The 18538-nt window shown below is 68.6% G+C and carries 20 protein-coding genes and 1 tRNA gene; 11 read left to right on the forward strand and 10 right to left on the reverse strand.

Annotation, left to right across the window (positions count from 1 at the left end; all coding sequences use genetic code 11):
• Window positions 1-16 precede the first annotated feature (16 nt).
• Genes cysS through ASE34_RS15270 form a run of 3 tightly spaced genes read left to right on the forward strand, consistent with a single transcriptional unit; the run spans window position 17 to window position 3072 of the window.
• Window positions 17-1420 (forward strand): cysteine--tRNA ligase, encoded by a 1404-nt coding sequence (gene cysS / locus ASE34_RS15260; protein WP_056279887.1) that lies wholly within the window; start codon window positions 17-19, stop codon window positions 1418-1420.
• Window positions 1413-2420: a 23S rRNA (guanosine(2251)-2'-O)-methyltransferase RlmB gene (rlmB, locus tag ASE34_RS15265; protein WP_053097298.1), complete on the forward strand. Its 1008-nt coding sequence runs from the start codon at window positions 1413-1415 to the stop codon at window positions 2418-2420. The genes cysS and rlmB overlap by 8 nt, the downstream gene beginning before the upstream one ends.
• Before the next feature lie 10 nt (window positions 2421-2430).
• Window positions 2431-3072 carry an NAD(P)-dependent oxidoreductase gene (locus ASE34_RS15270; protein ID WP_056279889.1) on the forward strand — a complete coding sequence of 214 codons (642 nt, stop codon included), beginning with the start codon at window positions 2431-2433 and terminating at the stop codon, window positions 3070-3072.
• Between the two features lie 2 nt (window positions 3073-3074).
• Here the strand turns inward: ASE34_RS15270 and ASE34_RS15275 are convergent, their stop codons facing one another.
• Together ASE34_RS15275 and ASE34_RS15280 are read right to left on the reverse strand one after the other, a co-directional pair.
• On the reverse strand, window positions 3075-4379 hold the full coding sequence (locus ASE34_RS15275; RefSeq protein WP_053097294.1) for a DUF4032 domain-containing protein: 1305 nt from the start codon (window positions 4377-4379) through the stop codon (window positions 3075-3077).
• Window positions 4380-4460: 81 nt separating this feature from the next.
• Complete coding sequence (locus ASE34_RS15280; protein WP_053097292.1) at window positions 4461-5564, reverse strand: ABC transporter ATP-binding protein; 1104 nt, start codon at window positions 5562-5564, stop codon at window positions 4461-4463.
• A gap of 229 nt (window positions 5565-5793) precedes the next feature.
• On the opposite strand from ASE34_RS15280, the gene ASE34_RS15285 reads away from it, so the two are divergent.
• The 3 genes from ASE34_RS15285 (at window position 5794) to ASE34_RS15295 (ending at window position 7918) form a co-directional block, all read left to right on the forward strand.
• On the forward strand, window positions 5794-6762 hold the full coding sequence (locus ASE34_RS15285; RefSeq protein WP_053097290.1) for a DsbA family protein: 969 nt from the start codon (window positions 5794-5796) through the stop codon (window positions 6760-6762).
• A gap of 41 nt (window positions 6763-6803) precedes the next feature.
• Window positions 6804-6876: transfer RNA gene (locus ASE34_RS15290), tRNA-Thr, on the forward strand.
• Between the two features lie 88 nt (window positions 6877-6964).
• Entirely contained in the window at window positions 6965-7918 is a 954-nt protein-coding gene (locus ASE34_RS15295; RefSeq protein WP_056279890.1) for an aldo/keto reductase, read from the forward strand.
• A gap of 26 nt (window positions 7919-7944) precedes the next feature.
• On the opposite strand, the gene ASE34_RS15300 is transcribed toward ASE34_RS15295, so the two are convergent.
• The 6 genes from ASE34_RS15300 to ASE34_RS15325 form a co-directional block, all read right to left on the reverse strand.
• On the reverse strand, window positions 7945-8637 hold the full coding sequence (locus ASE34_RS15300; protein WP_056279892.1) for a response regulator: 693 nt from the start codon (window positions 8635-8637) through the stop codon (window positions 7945-7947).
• Entirely contained in the window at window positions 8634-9899 is a 1266-nt protein-coding gene (locus tag ASE34_RS15305) for a sensor histidine kinase (protein ID WP_056279894.1), read from the reverse strand. The genes ASE34_RS15300 and ASE34_RS15305 overlap by 4 nt, the downstream gene beginning before the upstream one ends.
• A 40-nt stretch (window positions 9900-9939) precedes the next feature.
• On the reverse strand, window positions 9940-10749 hold the full coding sequence (locus ASE34_RS15310) for an ABC transporter permease (protein ID WP_053097273.1): 810 nt from the start codon (window positions 10747-10749) through the stop codon (window positions 9940-9942).
• A complete protein-coding gene (locus ASE34_RS15315; protein ID WP_053097271.1) occupies window positions 10746-11657 on the reverse strand; it encodes an ABC transporter ATP-binding protein in 912 nt (303 codons plus the stop codon). Before ASE34_RS15315 ends, ASE34_RS15310 begins: the two co-directional genes overlap by 4 nt.
• A 103-nt stretch (window positions 11658-11760) precedes the next feature.
• A complete protein-coding gene (locus ASE34_RS15320; protein WP_056279896.1) occupies window positions 11761-12144 on the reverse strand; it encodes an MmcQ/YjbR family DNA-binding protein in 384 nt (127 codons plus the stop codon).
• Between the two features lie 4 nt (window positions 12145-12148).
• Window positions 12149-12802, reverse strand: coding sequence for an SOS response-associated peptidase family protein (locus ASE34_RS15325; protein ID WP_056279898.1), 654 nt, complete (start codon window positions 12800-12802; stop codon window positions 12149-12151).
• A 75-nt stretch (window positions 12803-12877) separates the two neighbouring features.
• On the opposite strand from ASE34_RS15325, the gene ASE34_RS15330 reads away from it, so the two are divergent.
• The gene (locus tag ASE34_RS15330; protein WP_056279900.1) at window positions 12878-13819 is read left to right on the forward strand and encodes a DMT family transporter; all 942 of its coding nucleotides are present in this window, start codon (window positions 12878-12880) and stop codon (window positions 13817-13819) included.
• 5 nt (window positions 13820-13824) lie between these two features.
• Here the strand turns inward: ASE34_RS15330 and ASE34_RS15335 are convergent, their stop codons facing one another.
• Together ASE34_RS15335 and msrB are read right to left on the reverse strand one after the other, a co-directional pair.
• Window positions 13825-14373: a nitroreductase family protein gene (locus tag ASE34_RS15335; protein ID WP_053097263.1), complete on the reverse strand. Its 549-nt coding sequence runs from the start codon at window positions 14371-14373 to the stop codon at window positions 13825-13827.
• On the reverse strand, window positions 14370-14774 hold the full coding sequence (gene msrB / locus ASE34_RS15340) for a peptide-methionine (R)-S-oxide reductase MsrB (protein WP_056279902.1): 405 nt from the start codon (window positions 14772-14774) through the stop codon (window positions 14370-14372). The genes ASE34_RS15335 and msrB overlap by 4 nt, the downstream gene beginning before the upstream one ends.
• A 69-nt stretch (window positions 14775-14843) precedes the next feature.
• Between msrB and ASE34_RS15345 the strand changes: the two genes are divergently transcribed.
• The 4 genes from ASE34_RS15345 (at window position 14844) to groL (ending at window position 18493) form a co-directional block, all read left to right on the forward strand.
• Window positions 14844-15836 carry a DUF2332 domain-containing protein gene (locus tag ASE34_RS15345; RefSeq protein ID WP_056279904.1) on the forward strand — a complete coding sequence of 331 codons (993 nt, stop codon included), beginning with the start codon at window positions 14844-14846 and terminating at the stop codon, window positions 15834-15836.
• 9 nt (window positions 15837-15845) lie between these two features.
• Window positions 15846-16103, forward strand: coding sequence for a DUF3263 domain-containing protein (locus ASE34_RS15350; RefSeq protein ID WP_053097256.1), 258 nt, complete (start codon window positions 15846-15848; stop codon window positions 16101-16103).
• A gap of 69 nt (window positions 16104-16172) precedes the next feature.
• Entirely contained in the window at window positions 16173-16751 is a 579-nt protein-coding gene (locus tag ASE34_RS15355) for a LytR C-terminal domain-containing protein (RefSeq protein WP_230100374.1), read from the forward strand.
• Window positions 16752-16873: 122 nt separating this feature from the next.
• Window positions 16874-18493 carry a chaperonin GroEL gene (gene groL / locus ASE34_RS15360; protein WP_053097253.1) on the forward strand — a complete coding sequence of 540 codons (1620 nt, stop codon included), beginning with the start codon at window positions 16874-16876 and terminating at the stop codon, window positions 18491-18493.
• Window positions 18494-18538 lie beyond the last annotated feature (45 nt).

Consider the following 18538-nt stretch of genomic DNA (forward strand, 5'->3'; position numbering starts at 1 on the left):
CCGGTAAGCTTGTGCGGTGACTCTCCGCCTCTACGACACCCGCGCACAGCAGCTGCGCGACTTCGTGCCTCTCGATCCCGAGAACATCACGATGTACGTCTGTGGAGCCACCGTGCAGTCCGGCCCTCACATCGGTCACGTCCGAGCGGCGCTGAGCTTCGACCTCCTGCGGCGCTGGCTGACTCACCGCTACGGCCGCGTCACGTTCGTGCGCAACGTCACCGACATCGACGACAAGGTGCTCGTCAACGCGACGGACGTCGAGCCGTGGTGGGCGCTCGCATACCGCATGGAGCAGGAGTTCACCGCAGCGTATGCCGGCATCGGCATCCTGTCCCCGACTTATGAGCCGCGCGCGACGGCGTCCGTCCCGCAGATGCAGGAGCTGATCGCGATCCTCATCGAGCGCGGCCACGCGTACCCTGCACCGGACGGTTCCGGCGACGTCTACTTCGACGTCCGCTCGTGGACGGAGTACGGGTCGCTGACGAACCAGTCCGTCGACGCGATGGAGGCGGCGGAGGATGCCGACCCTCGCGGCAAGCGCAACCCGCAGGACTTCGCGCTGTGGAAGGGTGCCAAGCCCGACGAGCAGGCGGATGCCGTGTGGCAGTCGCCCTGGGGCGCAGGTCGCCCTGGCTGGCACATCGAATGCTCGGCGATGTCCAAGCGCTACCTCGGATCCGAGTTCGACATCCACGGCGGAGGCCTCGACCTGCGCTTCCCCCATCATGAGAACGAGCTCGCCCAGTCGACCGCCGCCGGAGACGGCTTCGCACGCTACTGGGTGCACAACGGCCTCGTGACGGTCGGCGGGCAGAAGATGTCGAAGTCTCTGGGCAACTTCACCCTGGCGAGCGACGTGCTCTCGGAGCGGGATCCGCAGGTGGTGCGCTACGCACTCGCCGCCGCGCACTATCGCTCGAGCCTCGACCTCTCGGAGTCGTCGTGGACCGAGGCAGAGGCGGCACTCGGCCGCATCCGCACGTTCGTCGAGCGCGCAGAGCGAATGCTTCCGAAGACCTTCGGCTGGGGGGAGCGCACGTCGCTGCCCGAGGCGTTCGCCACCGCGATGGATGACGACCTCGGCATCCCGCAGGCGCTCGGAGTCCTGCACGACACCGTGCGCGCGGGCAATGCGGCGCTCGACGCCGGTGATGCCGACGGCGCCGGGACGGCGAGGAGCGAGGTGCTCGCGATGCTCGACGTCCTCGGATTCGAGCGCGTGGGTGTCGCGTCGACGGGCGATGCGCAGGCCTCTGCTCTCGACGCGCTCGTGCAGACGATGATCACCCAGCGCGCGCAGGCGCGCGCTGACAAGGACTGGGCGGCGGCCGATCGCATCCGTGATGCGATCGCCGCGGCAGGAATCACGCTGGAGGACTCTCCGGCCGGAACTCATTGGAGTATCGATGGCTAAGCCACAGCGCCCCGGCGCAAGCAACGGCAAGAAGAAGGGCCCGACCAAGGGCACCGGCGGACTCGGACGCAAGTCCCTCGAGGGACGCGGACCGACCCCGAAGGCGGAGGACCGCGCCTGGCACCCGGCCGGCAAGCGCAAGGCCGCGGCCGAGCGCTATGCGGCATCGGGCGGAAAGGGCAAGCCGGGGCAGCGTCAGACGTCCGGCGGCAACCCGAACCGCTCGGCCCGCGCGAAGGACAACACCACTGAGGTCGAGGTCGTCACCGGCCGCAACTCGGTGCTCGAGGCTCTCCGGGCGAAGATCCCCGCGTCGGCGTTCTACATCGCGCAGCGCGTCGAGATGGACGACCGCGTCAAGGAGATGCTGTCGATCGCCACCCACCGCGGAATCCCGGTGCTCGAGGTCACGCGTCAGGAGCTCGACCGCATGGCCGGCTTCGACGGAGTCCACCAGGGCGTCGCCGTCAAGGTGCCGCCGTACGAGTACGCGCACCCGCAGGACCTCCTCGAGGCCGTCATCGACAAGGGCGAGGTCCCGCTGTTCGTCGCCCTCGACGGCATCACCGACCCCCGCAACCTCGGCGCGATCATCCGCTCGACCGGTGCGTTCGGCGGACACGGCATCATCCTGCCGCAGCGTCGTTCGGCCGGTGTGAACTCGGCAGCCTGGAAGACGAGTGCCGGTGCTGCGGCACGCGTGCCGGTCGCACTGGCGACCAACCTCACCACGCAGCTCAAGGAGTTCAAGAAGCAGGGCGTGTTCGTGCTCGGCCTCGACGGCGACGGCGACGTGCTGCTGCCCGAGCTCCAGCTGGCGGACCGCCCCGTCGTGATCGTGACCGGTTCAGAGGGCAAGGGCCTCTCGCGTCTGGTCGCCGAGACCTGCGATCAGATCGTGTCGATCCCGATCTCGGCCGTGACCGAATCGCTCAACGCCGGCATCGCGACCTCGGTCGCGCTCTACCAGGTGTCGTCCATCCGCAACGCGAAGAAGTAGGGGAGAAGTCATGGCTCGGATCGTCGTGCTCGGAGGAACCGGCTACGCCGGACGCCACATCGTGTCCGAGGCGGTGAGCCGCGGCCATGACGTGATCGCGATCTCACGCAGCACGCCGACCGATGCTGTCGACGGCGCCTCGTACGTGCAGGGCTCGGCGCTGGACGCCTCGTCGCTCGCGAACGCCTTCGACGGAGCGGATGCCGTCGTCTCGGCCCTCTCGCCGCGTGGCGACATGGCGGACCGCGTGCTCGAGGCGCTGACGAACGTCATCGCGGAGCTCGCCGATACGAGCACCCGTCTCGGCGTGGTCGGCGGCGCCGGTGGAAGCCTGGTCGCCCCGCATGGCCCGCGCCTCTTCGACCTCGACTTCCCTGAGGAGTACAAGCACGAGGCACAGGTCGGCATCGACTCGCTCGCACTGCTCCAGAGCACGGACCGGTCGCTGGACTGGTTCTTCATCCACCCGGCCGAGGTCTTCGGACCCTGGGCCGAGGGTGAGCGCACCGGTCACTATCGCGATGGTGGAGATGTGCTCGTGCGTGACGCCGAGGGCAAGTCCTTCATCTCGGGGGCGGACTTCGCGGTCGCGGTGGTCGACGAGATCGAGCGTCCGGCGCACCGTCGCGGACGCTTCACGGTCGGGTACTGACGTCAGACGAGGTCGCGCCAGTCGACCTCGTCGTCGTCATCGGCGACGGAGTGCGTGCCTGTGATGACGGGCAGGCTCATCGTCTCGGTGGGCGGGCCCATGATGGTCGCCTCGTCGCGGCGGTGGCGCAGCACCTCGTTGATATAGCTCGTGAGGACCTCGGCGAGCGGGACTGAGCGTCCCTGCGCCTGAGAGAGATACCACCGGTGCTCGAGCACCTGGTGGAACACCTCTGCGGGTTCGAGCTTGGCGCGCAGCTCCCAGGGGATCGCACGCACCACGGGCTCGAACACGCGGGTCAGCCATTCGTGCGCGTACATCTCCTCGTCGACCCACTGCTTGGTCGAACGGGCACGGAACTCGTCGAGATCGTTGAGCAGGCGGCGGGCCTGGTTCTCCTCGACGTCCAGGCCCGTGAGGCGGATCAGGCGGCGCTGGTGGTGTCCGGCATCCACCACCTTCGGCTGGATCTCGACGACCGTGCCGTCGGAGGTCGTCGACATCGACATCTCGTCGATGTCGAATCCGAGGGCGTTGAGGCGTTCGACGCGCTCCGTGATGCGCCAGGTCTCCGCCGCGGCGAAGGACTCCTGCACCGTCAGCTCCGCCCACAGCGAGTGGTACGACGAGACGATGCCGTCGGCGATCGCGACCGCGTCGACGCCGTGCTCGAGCCGTCCGCCGGCCGCGAGGTCCATGATCTCCCCGGCGATGTTGGTGCGGGCGAGGTCGAGGTCGTAGAGGCGCTGCCCGTCGGTGAGCCCCTCCTCGTGCAGTTCACCGGTCTCGGCGTCGACGAGGTAGGCCGCGAAAGCGCCGGCGTCCCGGCGGAAGAGCGTGTTCGAGAGCGAGACGTCGCCCCAGTAGAAGCCGACGTTGTGCAAGCGCACCAGGAGCACCGCGAGGGCGTCGACCAGGCGATTCGCCGTGTCGGGGCGCAGCACCCGGGTGAAGAGGGCGCGATACGGCATGGAGAAGCGCAGGTGCGAGGTGACGAGCGCGGCGGGGAGCGGCTCGCCGGCGGCATCCGATCGCCCCGCGATCACGGCGACGCGGTCGACGCAGGGCACATCGAGCCTGGCCAGGTTGCCGAGCATCTCGTACTCGCGCCTCGCCATCTCATCGGTCGTCTCTTTGACCGCGACGACCTTGCCCGAGAGGTCGGCGAAGCGCACCAGATGCCGTGACAGCCCCTTGGGAAGCGACACGATCTGCTCGGACGGCCACTTGCCGAGGGGGGTCGACCAGGGGAGGGCGAGCAGGGCCGGGTCGATCGAGCTCGCCGTGATCCGCAGCGCATCCTGCATGTCTCTCCAGTGGGTCGGGGCGGAAAAGAAAGAAGCGGCGCGGGCGACCGAAGTCAGCCCGCGCCGCGTCAGTGGGTCCGATCAGGCGGAGACGATCGGCTTGTCGTTCAGACGAACGCCCGACTCGATGTCGAACGCGTGCACGTGGCCCGCGTTCGCCGCGAGGGTGACGGTCTCACCGGCGTTGGGGTGGCTGCGACCGTCGACACGTGCGACCAGGTCGGCGCGCTTGCCGTTGATCTCGGTGTGACCGTAGAGGTAACCGTCAGCGCCGAGCTCCTCGACGAGGTCGACGACGACCGAGAGGCCCTTGCCGTCGGCGGGGCCGACGGTGATGTCCTCCGGGCGGACGCCGACGGTGACCTGCGAACCGTTGGCGCGGCCCACGGTGTCGCGGTCGAGCGGGACGACCTCGGTGCCGAAGCGCACGCCGCCGTCTGCCAGGTCTGCGCTGAACAGGTTCATCGCGGGCGAGCCGATGAAGCCGGCGACGAAGACGTTCTCGGGCTTCTCGTACAGGTCACGCGGCGAACCGACCTGCTGGAGGAGTCCGTCCTTCAGCACGGCGATGCGGTCGCCCATGGTCAGAGCCTCGGTCTGGTCGTGCGTGACGTAGACCGTGGTGACGCCGAGGCGGCGCTGCAGCGACGCGATCTGCGTGCGCGTCTGGACGCGGAGCTTGGCGTCGAGGTTCGACAGCGGCTCGTCCATGAGGAAGACCTGGGGCTGACGGACGATCGCGCGACCCATCGCGACACGCTGACGCTGACCACCCGAGAGGGCCTTCGGCTTGCGGGTCAGGTACTCCTCGAGGTCGAGCAGCTTCGCGGCCTCGAGCACGCGGCTGGCGCGCTCTTCCTTGCCGACGCCGGCGATCTTGAGCGCGAAGCCCATGTTCTCGGCGACCGTCATGTGCGGGTACAGCGCGTAGTTCTGGAACACCATCGCGATGTCGCGGTCCTTCGGCGGCACGTCGGTGACGTCGCGGTCACCGATGAGGATGCGGCCGGCGTTGACCTCTTCGAGGCCGGCGAGCATACGCAGCGAGGTGGACTTTCCGCAGCCGGACGGGCCGACGAGAACGAGGAACTCGCCGTCAGCGACCTCGAGGTTGAGCTTGTCGACAGCCGGGCGGGTTCCGCCGGGGTAGAGGCGGGTGGCCTCGTCGAAAGTCACAGATGCCATTGTGTTTCTCCTTCACCGGCAGGTACGTGCCGGACGATCCGTAGTGATAGAGCGGCGGAGCGATCCGCCGTGACCCCTCATCGGGTCGGGATCAGTATGGCAGATGCCCGTGCATCTGGGTATTTCTCAGCCTGGCTGGTTAACATCGATCTCGGCCGCTTAACGCGGCGTTCGCCGCCCGAGTGGCGTCCGGGGCCACCCTGCCCCCCTGAGACTGTCTAGAGGAACGATGTCGAGCGACGAGACGCCGAACGTCCCCAGCCCTCGCAATTCGCGTGAGGTCGTGCGGGAGAAGGCACAGAAGGTGCATGCCCAGCAGTCGAGGGCGCGCGTGATGCGACGAATCATCCTCGGGGCGATCGCCGTCGTCGCCGTCGGCGCCATCGGCACCGCGATCACGCTCGCCGTCTCCGCACAGGTCTCGAAGCCGCAGCTCACCCCGGGCGGGATGAACGACGACGGCATCCTCGTCTCCGACATCAGCGCGTCCGCGATGTCCGACGAGACGGTCGCGCCTCCGAGCCCGGAGGAGACCGAGGCGGGTGGCGAGACGACGCCGACCCCGGAGCCCACCACGTCGAGCACGGTCGACATCCACATCTACGTCGACTACCTGTCGCCGGATGCCGGTGAATTCGAGCGCGCCAACGCGCGCCAGCTCGTCAACTGGATCTCGGAGGGTGCGGCGACGGTCACCTACCACCCGGTCGCACTGCTCACCGCGAGCTCGAACGGCACCAAGTACTCCCTGCGTTCGGCGGCGGCCGCGGCCTGTGTCGCGACGCACTCGCCGGCACAGTTCTACGCGTTCAACCACGACCTGCTCGATGACCAGCCCGAGGTGAACACCGACGGCTTCTCCGATTCTCAGCTGGCCGACATCGCCGGCGCGGTCGGCTCGGACAACGTCAAGAGCGTCCGGTCGTGCATCGAGGATCAGGACTACGTCACCTGGGCGAAGGAAGCCACGTCCCGTGCGCTGGAGGGCCCGCTCGTCGGTTCGGACGACCTCGTGCTCACTGCCGCGCCCATGATCGTCGTGAACGGCGAGGCCTACGTCGGCGCCCTCGACGACCCGAGCGAGTTCTCCCAGTTCGTGCTCACGGTCGCAAGTGACGCGTACTACGCCACCGAGACTCCCACTCCCGCGCCGACCGAGACCACGGAGCCCGCACCCTCGGAGACCCCGGCGCCGTAGTTCGTGGTGCCCGCCGCCCATCGCTAAGCTGGGTGGTGTCCGCCGACTTGGCGCAATTGGTAGCGCACCGTACTTGTAATACGGGGGTTGCAGGTTCGAGTCCTGTAGTCGGCACCGTCCAGCGGATCGCATCCGCGACTCCCTCGACGACACAGATCGTCACACGGGAAATAGTGCGAGCAGAGCACACGTTCTCCCCGGTATGACTCGTATCGGAAACAGTGACCTAGACGTCTTCCCGCTCTCGCTCGGAGGCAACGTGTTCGGCTGGACGGCCGACCGTGATGCCTCCTTCGCCGTGCTCGACGCCTTCGTGGCGGGTGGTGGCGATTTCATCGACACCGCAGACGGGTACAGCTCGTGGGTGCCGGGCAACTCGGGCGGCGAGAGCGAGACGATCATCGGTGAGTGGCTCGCGTCACGCAAGCCCGAAGGCGTCATCGTGGCGACCAAGGTGAGCCAGCACCCGGAGTTCTCCGGGCTGTCGGCGTCGAACGTGCGCAGGGCCGCCGAGGCATCGCTCGCCCGACTGGGCGTCGACGCCATCGATCTCTACTACGCGCACTTCGACGATGAGACCGTGCCGCTGGAGGAGACGGTCACCGCATTCGGCGAGCTCGTCTCAGACGGCCTCGTACGCAACGTCGCGGTGTCGAACTACACCGCGCAGCGCATCCGTGAGTGGGTGGAGATCGCCCGTCGCACGGGATCGGCGTCGCCCGTCGCCGTGCAGCCCCACTACAACCTCGTTCACCGCAACGACGTCGAGGAGACGATCATCCCGGTGGCGCAGGAGTTCGGTCTGAGCCTGGTGCCCTACTACTCGCTCGCGAGCGGATTCCTCACCGGCAAGTACCGTTCGACGGCCGTCGAGGGTCAGACCTCGCCGCGCGCCTCCGGTGCGGCCAAATACGCGACGGAGGCGGGGCTGCGCATCATCGACGCTCTTGAGGAGATCGGCGACGCCCACGGCGCCTCGATCGCGGCGACCTCGTTGGCGTGGCTGCGTGCTCAGCCGACGGTCGCCGCCCCGATCGCGAGTGCTCGGACGGTCGAGCAGGTTCCTGACCTTCTCGCCGGAGCGCGATTGGAACTGCGCGAGGACGAGATCGAGACGCTGAACCGCGTCTCCGAGTGGACACCGGCGAAGGCCTGAGGCTGTCGGCCTGTCCTCCGCCCTTGCTAAGAGCCCGAGGACAGGCCGCCGTCGACCAGACCCATCCTGTGAGCCAGGATGACCAGGTGGATGCGGTCGCGGGATCCCAGCTTCGACAGGATCCTGCCGACATGCGTCTTCACGGTGGATTCGCTGACGAACAGCGCCTGAGCGATCTCCGCGTTCGTGAGGCCGCGCGCGATCTCGACGAAGACGTCGCGCTCGCGGTCGGTGAGGTCTGCCGTCAGGTCCTCGGTCGCAGTGGCGGACGCTGCAGGTGTCGCGCCGAGCGTCGGGGTCACATGCTCCAGCAGCATCCGCGTGACCCGCGGTGAGAGGGCCGCGTCACCGCGGTGGATGGCTCGGATCGCCGAGATCATCTCGTGCCTCTGCGCGTCCTTCAGGAGGAATCCGCTCGCGCCGGCGCGAATCGCGCCGAAGGCGTACTCGTCGAGATCGAACGTCGTGAGCACCAGAACACGGGTGTCCGGATTCTCGCGGACGATGGCCTCGGTCGCCGCGATCCCGTCGAGCCCCGGCATCCGGATGTCCATCAGCACGAGGTCGGGACGGAGTCCGGACGCCTGGAGGATCGCGTCATGCCCGTCCGCGGCCTCGCCGACCACGACCATGTCGGCCTCCGCGTCGAGCACCATCCGGAAGCCGACGCGGATGAGAGCCTGGTCGTCGACGAGGAGAAGCCTGATCGGCTCGGTCATGGTGCATCCTTCGGTTCGAGGTCAGCAGGATCGGCGGGCGACACAGGCAGCTCGGCGCGCAGCATCCACCGACCGCGTTCGACGGGTTCAGAGGTGATCGTGCCGCCCGAATGCGCGGCACGTTCCACGAGCCCGCGCAGGCCGAACCCGGTCGTGCCGACAGGGCCGGAGACGCCGTCGTTGAGGATCTCGACGATCACCGAATCCGAGGCGTAGATCAGCCTGACCTCGATCGACGTCGCCATCGGCGCGTGCCTCATGGCGTTCGTGACGCCTTCCTGCACGATGCGGCCGAGCGCATGCGACAGAGCGGTGGAGATCGAGGCGGTGCCTGTGACGGAGAGCGTCACCGGAAAACCGGCGCGCTGCGCCACTGCGACCGTCTCCTGCGGTGGCGTCGGCTCGAGAGGTGCCAGGGGGAGTGGCGAATCATCGGCGCGGAGGACTCCGAGCATCGCGCGCATCTCGGTGAGCGCGCTGCGAGCCGTCTCGGCGGCGGAGGACGCCGCCGTTCGCGCCTGCACGGGATCCGGTGTCGCGGCTGCGCCCTCGGACAGGGCGACGATCACCGTGAGCGAGTGCGAGACGATGTCGTGCATCTCGCGGGCGATGCGGGCGCGTTCGCCTGCTGCGGCCAGCTGGGCCTGCTGATCGCGTTCCACGAGCAGCTGGCGGGAGCGGTCGATCACCGCAGCCAGGTAGCGTTTGCGTCCTCCGACATTCACACCGATCAAAGTGCCGATGAGTCCGAGGACCAGCGACATCACGACGGCGTTCGCGGCGATCTGCAGAGTGATGACGCCGGTGAGGGTGAGCGCACCGGCGAGCGCCGCGAGCGATGCGATCGCGATGCCGAAGCCGGTCCACGCCGCCCGCGACGAGCGGTACACGGCGAGCGAGTAGCAGCTGACCAGCAGGACAGGAGCGCCTATCGGCTGAAGCGCGAAGAGGAACAGGGCTTCGAGTGCGAAAGATGCCACGAACGGCACCAGCGGGTGCCTGCGCCGCCAGAGCAGAGTCGCGCACGTGCCGAGCACGGCGGCGGGGACCAGGATCGCCACGCCGATGGCGAGGGGCATCGGAAGATCGCGGGTGATCGCACCAGCGGGAACGAGCGAGAGGAGCAGGCACAGGATCGTGATGACGACGTCGGCGACCACCGGATGCCGCGCCCAGAAACGGCGCAGGACGCCGGGGGGACGCGGCAGCCGCAGCCCCTCGTCCTCGCGGACTGAGGTGCTGCGGCTGATCGGGGTGGTCACCGGCCGACTCTACGCGGATCGGTCATCGGTCGGCTCTCGGTCACGCGTCGCGGGTGCGGAGCACGCCCCACGCGGCGAGCATGCCCGCAGCCACCCAGCCGGCCAGCGTGAGATACGCGACCGGGCCCTCGAGGGCGGCTCCCTCGGGAAGGATCGCACTCTGAGCGGCGGCGACCGGCAGGTAGTTCGCGGTCTCGAGGAGCCACGTCCACGCGTCGCCGGCGATCGTGAAGAAACTCGCGACGATCGGCAGGACGAACAGCAGGCCGACGGTCGCGGCGATGGCTCCGGCGCCCGAGCGCAGGATGAAGCCGAATGCGACGCCGATGAGAGCGAAGACGGACATGGCAAGCGACGACACGACGATCGGAAGGAGCGATGCCGCCGGATCGGACCAGTCGATGCTCTGATCGCGCGACGCGACGACCGCGGAGACGGCGACAGCTGCGGCTGAGAAGATCACCAGAGACGACACGAACAGGAAGACCGCGATCACGACGGCCTTGGCGGCGAGCACGGAGCCGCGCTTCGGGTTGGCTGCCAGCGTCGAGCGGATCATTCCGGTCGAGTACTCACCCGTCACGGAGATCGCACCGAGGATGCCCGCGAGCAGCATCGTGAACTGGATCGGCATGACCACGGCCTGAATGGGGTCGAAGCCCGGCAGGTCGATCGCCTGAGCGATGAGCACCGCGATGCCGACGGTGAGCACTGCGGCGATGCCGATGGACCACCAGGTGGAGCGAAGCGTGGAGAGCTTGATCCACTCGCCGCGGATCGCGCGGACGAACGTGAGGCGGTGTCCGGTGTCGACGTGCTGGCGCGTGCGGGCAGGAGCCTGGACGGTCATGAGATCTCCTTCGTGCGGTACTCGACCGAGTCGCCGGTGAGCGCCAGATAGGCGTCTTCGAGCGACCCGGTGGTCGGGGTGAGCTCGTGCAGGGGGATGCCGTGGCGAGCGGCGAGGTCGCCGATGCGGGAGGCCGGCAGGCCGACGATGTCGAGAAGGTCGGGAGCCGAGCTCACGATCTCGACCGACGGACCGCCGACCGCTGTGGCCAGATCCGCTGCGCGGGGCGTGCGGACGCGCACGGTGTTCGTCGTCCAGGCGCGGACGAGTTCTTCGAGCGGAGCGTCGGCGAGCACTCTGCCCCGGCCCATCACGATCACGTGATCGGCGGTCTGCGCCATCTCGCTCATCAGGTGGCTGGACAACAGGACCGTGCGCCCCTCGGACGCCGCATGGCGCACGAACTGTCGCACCCATCGCACCCCCTCGGGGTCGAGGCCGTTGACAGGCTCATCGAGGATCAGCGTGTGCGGATCCCCGAGCAGGGCCGAGGCGATTCCGAGCCGCTGCCCCATGCCGAGTGAGAACTTCCCGGCGCGCTTGCGGGCGACGGGCGCGATGCCCGCCAGGTCGATGACCTCGTCGACGCGCGACGCGGGGATGCCGTGGGTCGCCGCCATCGCACGCAGATGATTGCGAGCGGTGCGGCCGGTGTGCACCGCCTTCGCGTCGAGAAGCACCCCCACCTCGGTGAGCGGGGCGCGAAGCTTCCGGTACTCCCGGCCGGCGACGGTCGCGATGCCGGACGTCGGCCGGTCGAGGCCGACGATCATGCGCATCGTGGTGGATTTTCCCGCGCCGTTCGGACCGAGGAACCCGGTGACCGTGCCCGGCTTGACCGTGAACGACACGTCCTGGACGGCTGTCTTGTCTCCGAATCTCTTCGTGAGGCCTTCTGCTGTGATCATGTCTACGACGCTATCGACGGCGCCGCGGCCCGCGCGTCCTCCCTGGGTACCGTTCCCCGGAGGCAGCGGGTCATCCTCACGGTGGATGGCCGGTGCGGAATCGTCAGGACGAGGGGCGCCCGAACAGGTCGGGATCCACGGGCCGCTGGGCGCGTGGGAGCTTCTCGACCACCAGACGGTACGACTCCGTGACCAGCTCGGACACGAGTTCCTCGTCGAGTGACGGCCCCGGCATCAGGGTGATCCAGTGCTTCTTGTTCATGTGGTACCCCGGGACGATGTCGGCGAAGGTCTCGCGCAATGCGACCGAGTCGTCGGGGTGCGACTTGAGCGTGACCCTCCCGGTCTGGTCGAGAGGGATCAGCAGGAACACGCGTCCGCGCACCTTGTACACGTCCCACTCGGGACCGAACGGGTTCTCCCGCGCCGCGCCCGGCAGCTCCTCTGCACGCTCCGCCGCGGTGGCGACGAGATTCGTCGAATCCATGAGCTCAGAACAGCCGATCCGCGCCCTTGTCGCTCGCGCGCGGCGCGGCGTGCACGCGCTCGTCGAGCGTCGCAGCGGCGAGCAGCGCCTCGTCGATGATGTCCTTCGTGGGCTCGGCGGTGAGCCACTCCTCACTCAGGGACGCGGGGATCAGCAGCGGCATCCGGTCGTGCACGTCCGCGAGGTGCGGAGGAGCCGGGCGCATCACGATCGAGTAGCAGGTGAAGGACTCGCCGTCGGCGGTGCGACCTCTCTGGGTGACCGCGGCCATCCCGAAGAGGGCCCCCTCGTCGACGAGGAACTCGTGCCACACGCGCTCGGGCTTCTTCATCTCGTACCAGCTGGTCGCAGGGACGAGCGCGCGACTCTTCAATCCGCCGGGGCGCTCCTGCAGCCGCTCGGAGCGGGTGTTGATCGACGGGAACTTCGACGGCTCCCCGTTGATGAGGAATCCCCACCACGCCGGCTCGAGCGTCGGAGCGGTGTCGGGCTGGACCACGATCGGATTGAGATTGCGGAGGTTCTTGCCGGTGGGGCGAACGGTCTCGCGGGCATTCTGCTCAGCCCACTCCCGGAGCCCGTCGAGCACGGCCTCGTCGGCCGCTGCGAGGAGTTCGGTGTCGGTGAACCGGGGGTCAAGTCCGTAGCTCGCGCACATGCCGTCAGGGTACGCCCGGCCACGGACATCGTGCACGCTGCGGGAGGAGGATCCTCGCTCGGCTAGGGTCGACGGGTGACCCAGGTTCGTCGTCTCTCCCCGCCCCTCGCGCTCGGCGGAGCGGTCGCGATCGGCGTCATGACGGCTGTCCAGGCGCGGATCAACGGGGTGCTGGGCGTCGAGATCGACAACGGCATCGCGGCCGGTCTCATCTCGTTCTCCGTGGGACTCGCGGCCCTGGCGATCGTGATCGTCTGCCTTCCCTCGGCTCGTCGAGGCGTCGGACGACTGCGCGGCGGCATCCGCGATCGGACCATCCCGTTCTGGATGCTGCTCGGCGGCGCCTGCGGCGCACTCACCGTATCGACCCAGGGGATCACCGCCGGCGTGCTCGGCGTCTCGCTGTTCACGGTCGGCGTGGTGGCGGGACAGACGCTGCACGGCCTCGTCCTCGACAGGATCGGGTTCGGCCCGGCGGGAGTGGTCGCGATCACGCCGGGACGCGTGCTGGGCGGCGCGTTCGCGCTCGCCGCAGTGGGCATCTCCCTGAGCGGGGACGTGCTGGCCACCGCCCCGCTCTGGATGCTGCTGCTGCCGTTCGCCGCGGGTGTCGGCATCGCCTGGCAGGCGGCGACCAACGGCAGGCTGGCTCAGCGCGTGAGGTCGCCCCTCGCGGCCACCTTCATGAGCTTCATCGCCGGCACCGTCGCGCTGCTGGCCGCCGCGGGCATCAGCATCGCCGTGCGAGGGGTGCCCGATGCGCTGCCGACCGAGCCGTGGCTGTACCTCGGAGGATTCCTCGGCGCGGCGTACATCCTGCTCGGCGCCTTCATCGTCGCGCATACCGGCGTGCTGCTGATGGGCCTCGGCTCGGTGCTCGGTCAGCTCGCCACGTCGGTGATCATCGACCTCATCTGGCCCGCGGCCGCGGGGCCGGCGCTCTGGCAGATCGTCGGCATGGTGATCGTCGCCGTGGCATCCGTGGTCGTCGCACTCCCGCGGCGCCGACGCAGCTGAGCGCCCTACTTCTTCTTCGGCTGCGGCATCCGCGTCACGAGTGCCCGGGCGTCGACCGGCTTGCGGCGTCCCGGCTTCTTGCCCTGCGGCTTGCCGCCGACATACAGCCAGCCGAGCAGCTCTTCGTTCTTGCCGATGCCGTGAGCCTTCGCGATGGCCTTCGAGCGCGTGTACCGACCGGTGCGCCACAGCACACCCCAGCCGGCCTCGTCGAGCAGCAGGCTGAGCATGTGGGCGACGCCTGACGCGACCGCCTCCTGCTCCCACCGGGGAACCTTGTCGCTCTTGCGATAGCTGGCGACCACGGCGATCAGCAGCGGAGCGCGAAGAGGCTTGGTCGACGGGGACTTGTCACCCTCCGCCTTCGCGATCGCCGCGCCGAGCACCTCGCGGTCGGACCCGCGGAGCTCGATGAGACGCCACGGGCGCAGCGACGAATGATCGGCCACACGACCCGCTGCGGCGACGAGCGTCAGCAGCTCATCGCGCGACGGCGCGTCGTCGGTCACCTTCGACCAGGACTGCCGTGCGCGGACCGCCTCGAGGGCGTTCACGACTCTTCGGGTGTGAAGTTCAGGGCGATCGAGTTCATGCAGTAGCGGTCGCCGGTGGGCGTGCCGAATCCGTCGGGGAAGACGTGGCCCAGGTGAGAGCCGCAGTTCGCGCAGCGCACCTCGGTGCGCACCATGCCGAGCGTCGTGTCCTCGATGAGCTGCACCGCGTCGGGGCGGATCGACTCGTAGAAGCTCGGCCAGCCGCATCCGGAGTCGAACTTCGTGCCGCTCTTGAACAGCTCGGCACCGCAGGCGCCGCAGGTGTAGAGGCCCGCTCGGCCCTCGTCGAGAAGCTCGCCCGTCCAGGCGCGCTCGGTGGCGGCTTCGCGCAGCACGGCGTACTGCTCCTCGCCGAGCTCCTCGCGCCACTCTTCTTCGGTCTTGTCCACGCTGTACGACATCGGTCCTCCTGGGGGTCTGATCCATTCTCTCGCGTTCAGAGGCGCTCGGCGCCACGAGACAATGGATCCATGACGGATGCCGTGCAGCAGCGCTACGCGCGTTTCGCCGAGCAGGAGGCGCCGGGGCGCAGCGACCTGTATGTCGAGTGGGCCGACGGTGTCGCCGCCGACTCCGAGGTACAGGGCGTGCTCGCGCGGATTCCGGAGAACAGACGGCAGCCCCCGCTCGTGTTCGCGGTGACACGGATGCTGGGCGCCGGCCTCGTCGGCTACGGCGCCTGGCGGTCGTTCGTGATCGCGCGCGCCGATGAGATCGTGGCCGAGTGCAGCGGCCGGCGCCTGCAGACGAACGAACCTCTGCGTCTCGCGCCGCTTCTGCCCGCGCTGTCGGAGATCGACGGCCCGATCGCGCTGCTCGAGGTCGGAGCCGCCGCAGGACTGTGCCTCTATCCGGACAGGTACTCGTATCGCTTCGTGGGCGCGGACGGGCGGCTGCGCGCGTCGCTCGACCCCGCGGACGGCCCCTCCACCGTGATCCTCGAGAGCCGTGTCGACGGAGCCCTCCCGCCGATGCGGATGCCCGATGTGGTGTGGCGAGCCGGCATCGACCTCGCGCCGCTCGACGCGCGAGACGAGCGTGACCGGCGCTGGCTGCTGGGTCTGGTGTGGCCGGGGGAGGAGGGGCGCGAGCAACGGGTGTCGGCGGCGCTCGACATCGCGGCATCCGCCCCTCCCCACCTCGTCGCAGGCGACGCGCTCGAGCAGATCGACGAGCTCGCCGCCGAGGCGCCCCGCGGCGCCGCCCTCGTCGTCACGACTCCCGGCGTGCTGGTGCACATTCCCCGGGAGGCCCGTGAAGCCCTCGTCGACCGCATCCGGGGACTCGGCGCGCGCTGGCTGACCATCGACCCTCCCGCGCTCCTCGACGCCTGGGATCCGCCCGTCGTCGCCGCGGAGTGGCCCGGTTTCGTCGTGGCGCTCGACGGGCAGGTGCGCGCAGCCGCCGACCCACTCGGGCGATGGTGGGAGTGGCGTGCCGGAATCGGCGGGGCGGCGACCTAATCTGATCTCATGCTGGGAGAGCTGAGCGAGCGCGATCGTGCGATCCTCGCGCTGGAGACCGCGTGGCCGCGCCACGGCGGCGCGAAAGAGGAGACCATCCGCGCCCAGCTGGGTATGAGCGCCGCGCGCTACTACCAGCTCCTCGGACGTCTGATCGAGTCGGAGGCCGCCCTCGAGTACGACCCGATGCTGGTGCGTCGGCTGCGGCGCATCCGCGACTCGAGATCATTCCAGAGAGCCGCTCGCACGCCCGGTTTCGTCGGCTGACTCGCGCGTCCGCCACGCGCCGACGGCGCTCGATGCGGATACAGAGGTCGGTGCCGTTAGCATCGAGGGGTGTCAAAGCCCAGCCGAGATCGATTCGACGACGTCCCCCGATCATCCGGACGCGTCGGAGCGCATCGCGCCGAAGCCCCGGGGATGAACGGCTGGGTCGTGCTCCTCTGGTCTTTCGTGGCCGCTCTGGTGCTCATCATCGGCGGCATCTTCGGCTCGCTGGTGGTGATGGGGCGCATCAGCCTCTTCCCGGAGGCCGTCCCCACGGCCAGTCCTGCACCCGTCGAGACCGGAGTCGTCGACGTCACCTACTCGGTGATGATCCTCAACGCATCCCCGGACGAGGGGCTCGACGAGCAGATGCGCGACGTCCTGATCAACAACGGCTGGGCAGCGGACGTCGTGTTCGCGACCGACAGCGCGAGCCAGGACTTCTCGACGACGACGGTCTACTACGTCGCCGACGAGGACGAGCTCGCGGCCATCGGCCTCGCGAACCTCATCGGCGGAGCGCAGGTGGAGCAGAGCGATTTCTACACCGATCTGAACGACACCGGCGCGAAGCAGCTCACGGTGGTCATCGGACTCGATCGCGCGACCACCGCTCCCGAGACTCCCGCAGACACCCCTGCCCCGTAGAGCGCCGCGCGGTCCCTCCCCGCAGCTTGCACTCGATGGGGTCGAGTGCCAGAATGGCGTTAGCACTCTCTCACTCTGAGTGCTAAACCCAACGTCTACGTCCAGGAGGGACGACAAAACTCATGGCAAAGATCATCGCTTTCGATGAGGAGGCCCGCCGCGGCCTCGAGCGCGGCCTCAACATTCTCGCCGACGCCGTCAAGGTGACGCTCGGCCCGCGCGGTCGCAACGTCGTGCTGGAGAAGAAGTGGGGCGCCCCCACGATCACGAACGACGGCGTCTCCATCGCCAAGGAGATCGAGCTCGACGACCCGTACGAGAAGATCGGTGCGGAGCTCGTCAAGGAGGTCGCCAAGAAGACCGACGACGTCGCCGGTGACGGAACCACCACCGCCACGGTGCTCGCCCAGGCTCTGGTCCGCGAGGGTCTGCGCAACGTCGCAGCCGGCGCAGACCCGATCTCGCTGAAGCGCGGCATCGAGAAGGCCGTCGCGGCCATCACCGAGGAGCTCCTCGCCAGCGCGAAGGAGATCGACTCCAAGGAGCAGATCGCTGCGACCGCTTCGATCTCGGCTGCTGACCCCGCCATCGGCGAGCTCATCGCCGAGGCGATCGACAAGGTCGGCAAGGAGGGCGTCGTCACCGTCGAGGAGTCGCAGACCTTCGGCACCGAGCTCGAGCTCACCGAGGGCATGCGGTTCGACAAGGGCTACCTGAACCCGTACTTCGTGACGGACCCGGAGCGCCAGGAGGCTGTCTTCGAAGACGCCTACATCCTCATCGCGAACCAGAAGATCTCGAACATCAAGGACCTTCTGCCCATCGTCGACAAGGTGATCCAGGACGGCAAGGAGCTCGTCATCATCGCCGAGGACGTCGAGGGCGAGGCTCTCGCGACTCTCGTGCTCAACAAGCTCAAGGGCATCTTCAAGTCGGTCGCCGTCAAGGCACCCGGCTTCGGCGACCGCCGCAAGGCGCAGCTGCAGGACATCGCGATCCTCACCGGTGGTCAGGTCATCACCGAAGAGGTCGGCCTGAAGCTCGAGAACGCCACGCTCGACCTGCTGGGTCGCGCTCGCAAGGTCATCGTCACCAAGGACGAGACCACGATCGTCGAGGGTGCCGGAGAGGCAGACCAGATCGAGGGTCGCGTCACGCAGATCCGTCGCGAGATCGAGAACACCGACAGCGACTACGACCGCGAGAAGCTGCAGGAGCGCCTCGCCAAGCTTGCAGGTGGCGTCGCCGTCATCAAGGCGGGCGCGGCAACCGAGGTCGAGCTCAAGGAGCGCAAGCACCGCATCGAGGACGCCGTCCGCAACGCGAAGGCAGCCGTCGAGGAGGGCATCGTCCCCGGTGGTGGCGTCGCGCTGATCCAGTCCGGCACCAAGGCTCTCGACGCTCTCTCGCTCTCGGGCGACGAGGCGACCGGTGCGAACATCGTTCGCGTCGCGATCGAGGCTCCGCTGAAGCAGATCGCCCTCAACGCCGGCCTCGAGCCGGGTGTGGTCGCGAACAAGGTCTCCGAGCTTCCCTCGGGTCAGGGCCTCAACGCGGCTACCGGTGAGTACGTCGACATGTTCGCAGCGGGCATCATCGACCCGGCGAAGGTGACCCGCTCGGCGCTGCAGAACGCAGCATCGATCGCGGCTCTCTTCCTCACCACCGAGGTCGTCGTGGCTGACAAGCCCGAGAAGGCTCCGGCCCCGATGGGTGACCCGTCTGGTGGCATGGACTTCTGATCCATCACTGCTGAACAGAAACGCCCCGACCTCGGTCGGGGCGTT

Source organism: Microbacterium sp. Root280D1, from assembly GCF_001428975.1.
Classification (GTDB): domain Bacteria; phylum Actinomycetota; class Actinomycetes; order Actinomycetales; family Microbacteriaceae; genus Microbacterium.

Coding starts and splice junctions, on each gene's coding strand:
- ASE34_RS15275 (WP_053097294.1), bottom strand. CDS start 4,379: ATGCAGGATGCGCTGCGGATCACGGCGAGCTCGATCGACCCGGCCCTG.
- ASE34_RS15285 (WP_053097290.1), top strand. CDS start 5,794: ATGTCGAGCGACGAGACGCCGAACGTCCCCAGCCCTCGCAATTCGCGT.
- msrB (WP_056279902.1), bottom strand. CDS start 14,774: ATGTCGTACAGCGTGGACAAGACCGAAGAAGAGTGGCGCGAGGAGCTC.
- ASE34_RS15350 (WP_053097256.1), top strand. CDS start 15,846: ATGCTGGGAGAGCTGAGCGAGCGCGATCGTGCGATCCTCGCGCTGGAG.
- ASE34_RS15325 (WP_056279898.1), bottom strand. CDS start 12,802: ATGTGCGCGAGCTACGGACTTGACCCCCGGTTCACCGACACCGAACTC.
- ASE34_RS15310 (WP_053097273.1), bottom strand. CDS start 10,749: ATGACCGTCCAGGCTCCTGCCCGCACGCGCCAGCACGTCGACACCGGA.
- ASE34_RS15270 (WP_056279889.1), top strand. CDS start 2,431: ATGGCTCGGATCGTCGTGCTCGGAGGAACCGGCTACGCCGGACGCCAC.
- ASE34_RS15320 (WP_056279896.1), bottom strand. CDS start 12,144: ATGGATTCGACGAATCTCGTCGCCACCGCGGCGGAGCGTGCAGAGGAG.
- groL (WP_053097253.1), top strand. CDS start 16,874: ATGGCAAAGATCATCGCTTTCGATGAGGAGGCCCGCCGCGGCCTCGAG.
- rlmB (WP_053097298.1), top strand. CDS start 1,413: ATGGCTAAGCCACAGCGCCCCGGCGCAAGCAACGGCAAGAAGAAGGGC.
- ASE34_RS15280 (WP_053097292.1), bottom strand. CDS start 5,564: ATGGCATCTGTGACTTTCGACGAGGCCACCCGCCTCTACCCCGGCGGA.
- ASE34_RS15300 (WP_056279892.1), bottom strand. CDS start 8,637: ATGACCGAGCCGATCAGGCTTCTCCTCGTCGACGACCAGGCTCTCATC.
- ASE34_RS15315 (WP_053097271.1), bottom strand. CDS start 11,657: ATGATCACAGCAGAAGGCCTCACGAAGAGATTCGGAGACAAGACAGCC.
- ASE34_RS15295 (WP_056279890.1), top strand. CDS start 6,965: ATGACTCGTATCGGAAACAGTGACCTAGACGTCTTCCCGCTCTCGCTC.
- ASE34_RS15345 (WP_056279904.1), top strand. CDS start 14,844: ATGACGGATGCCGTGCAGCAGCGCTACGCGCGTTTCGCCGAGCAGGAG.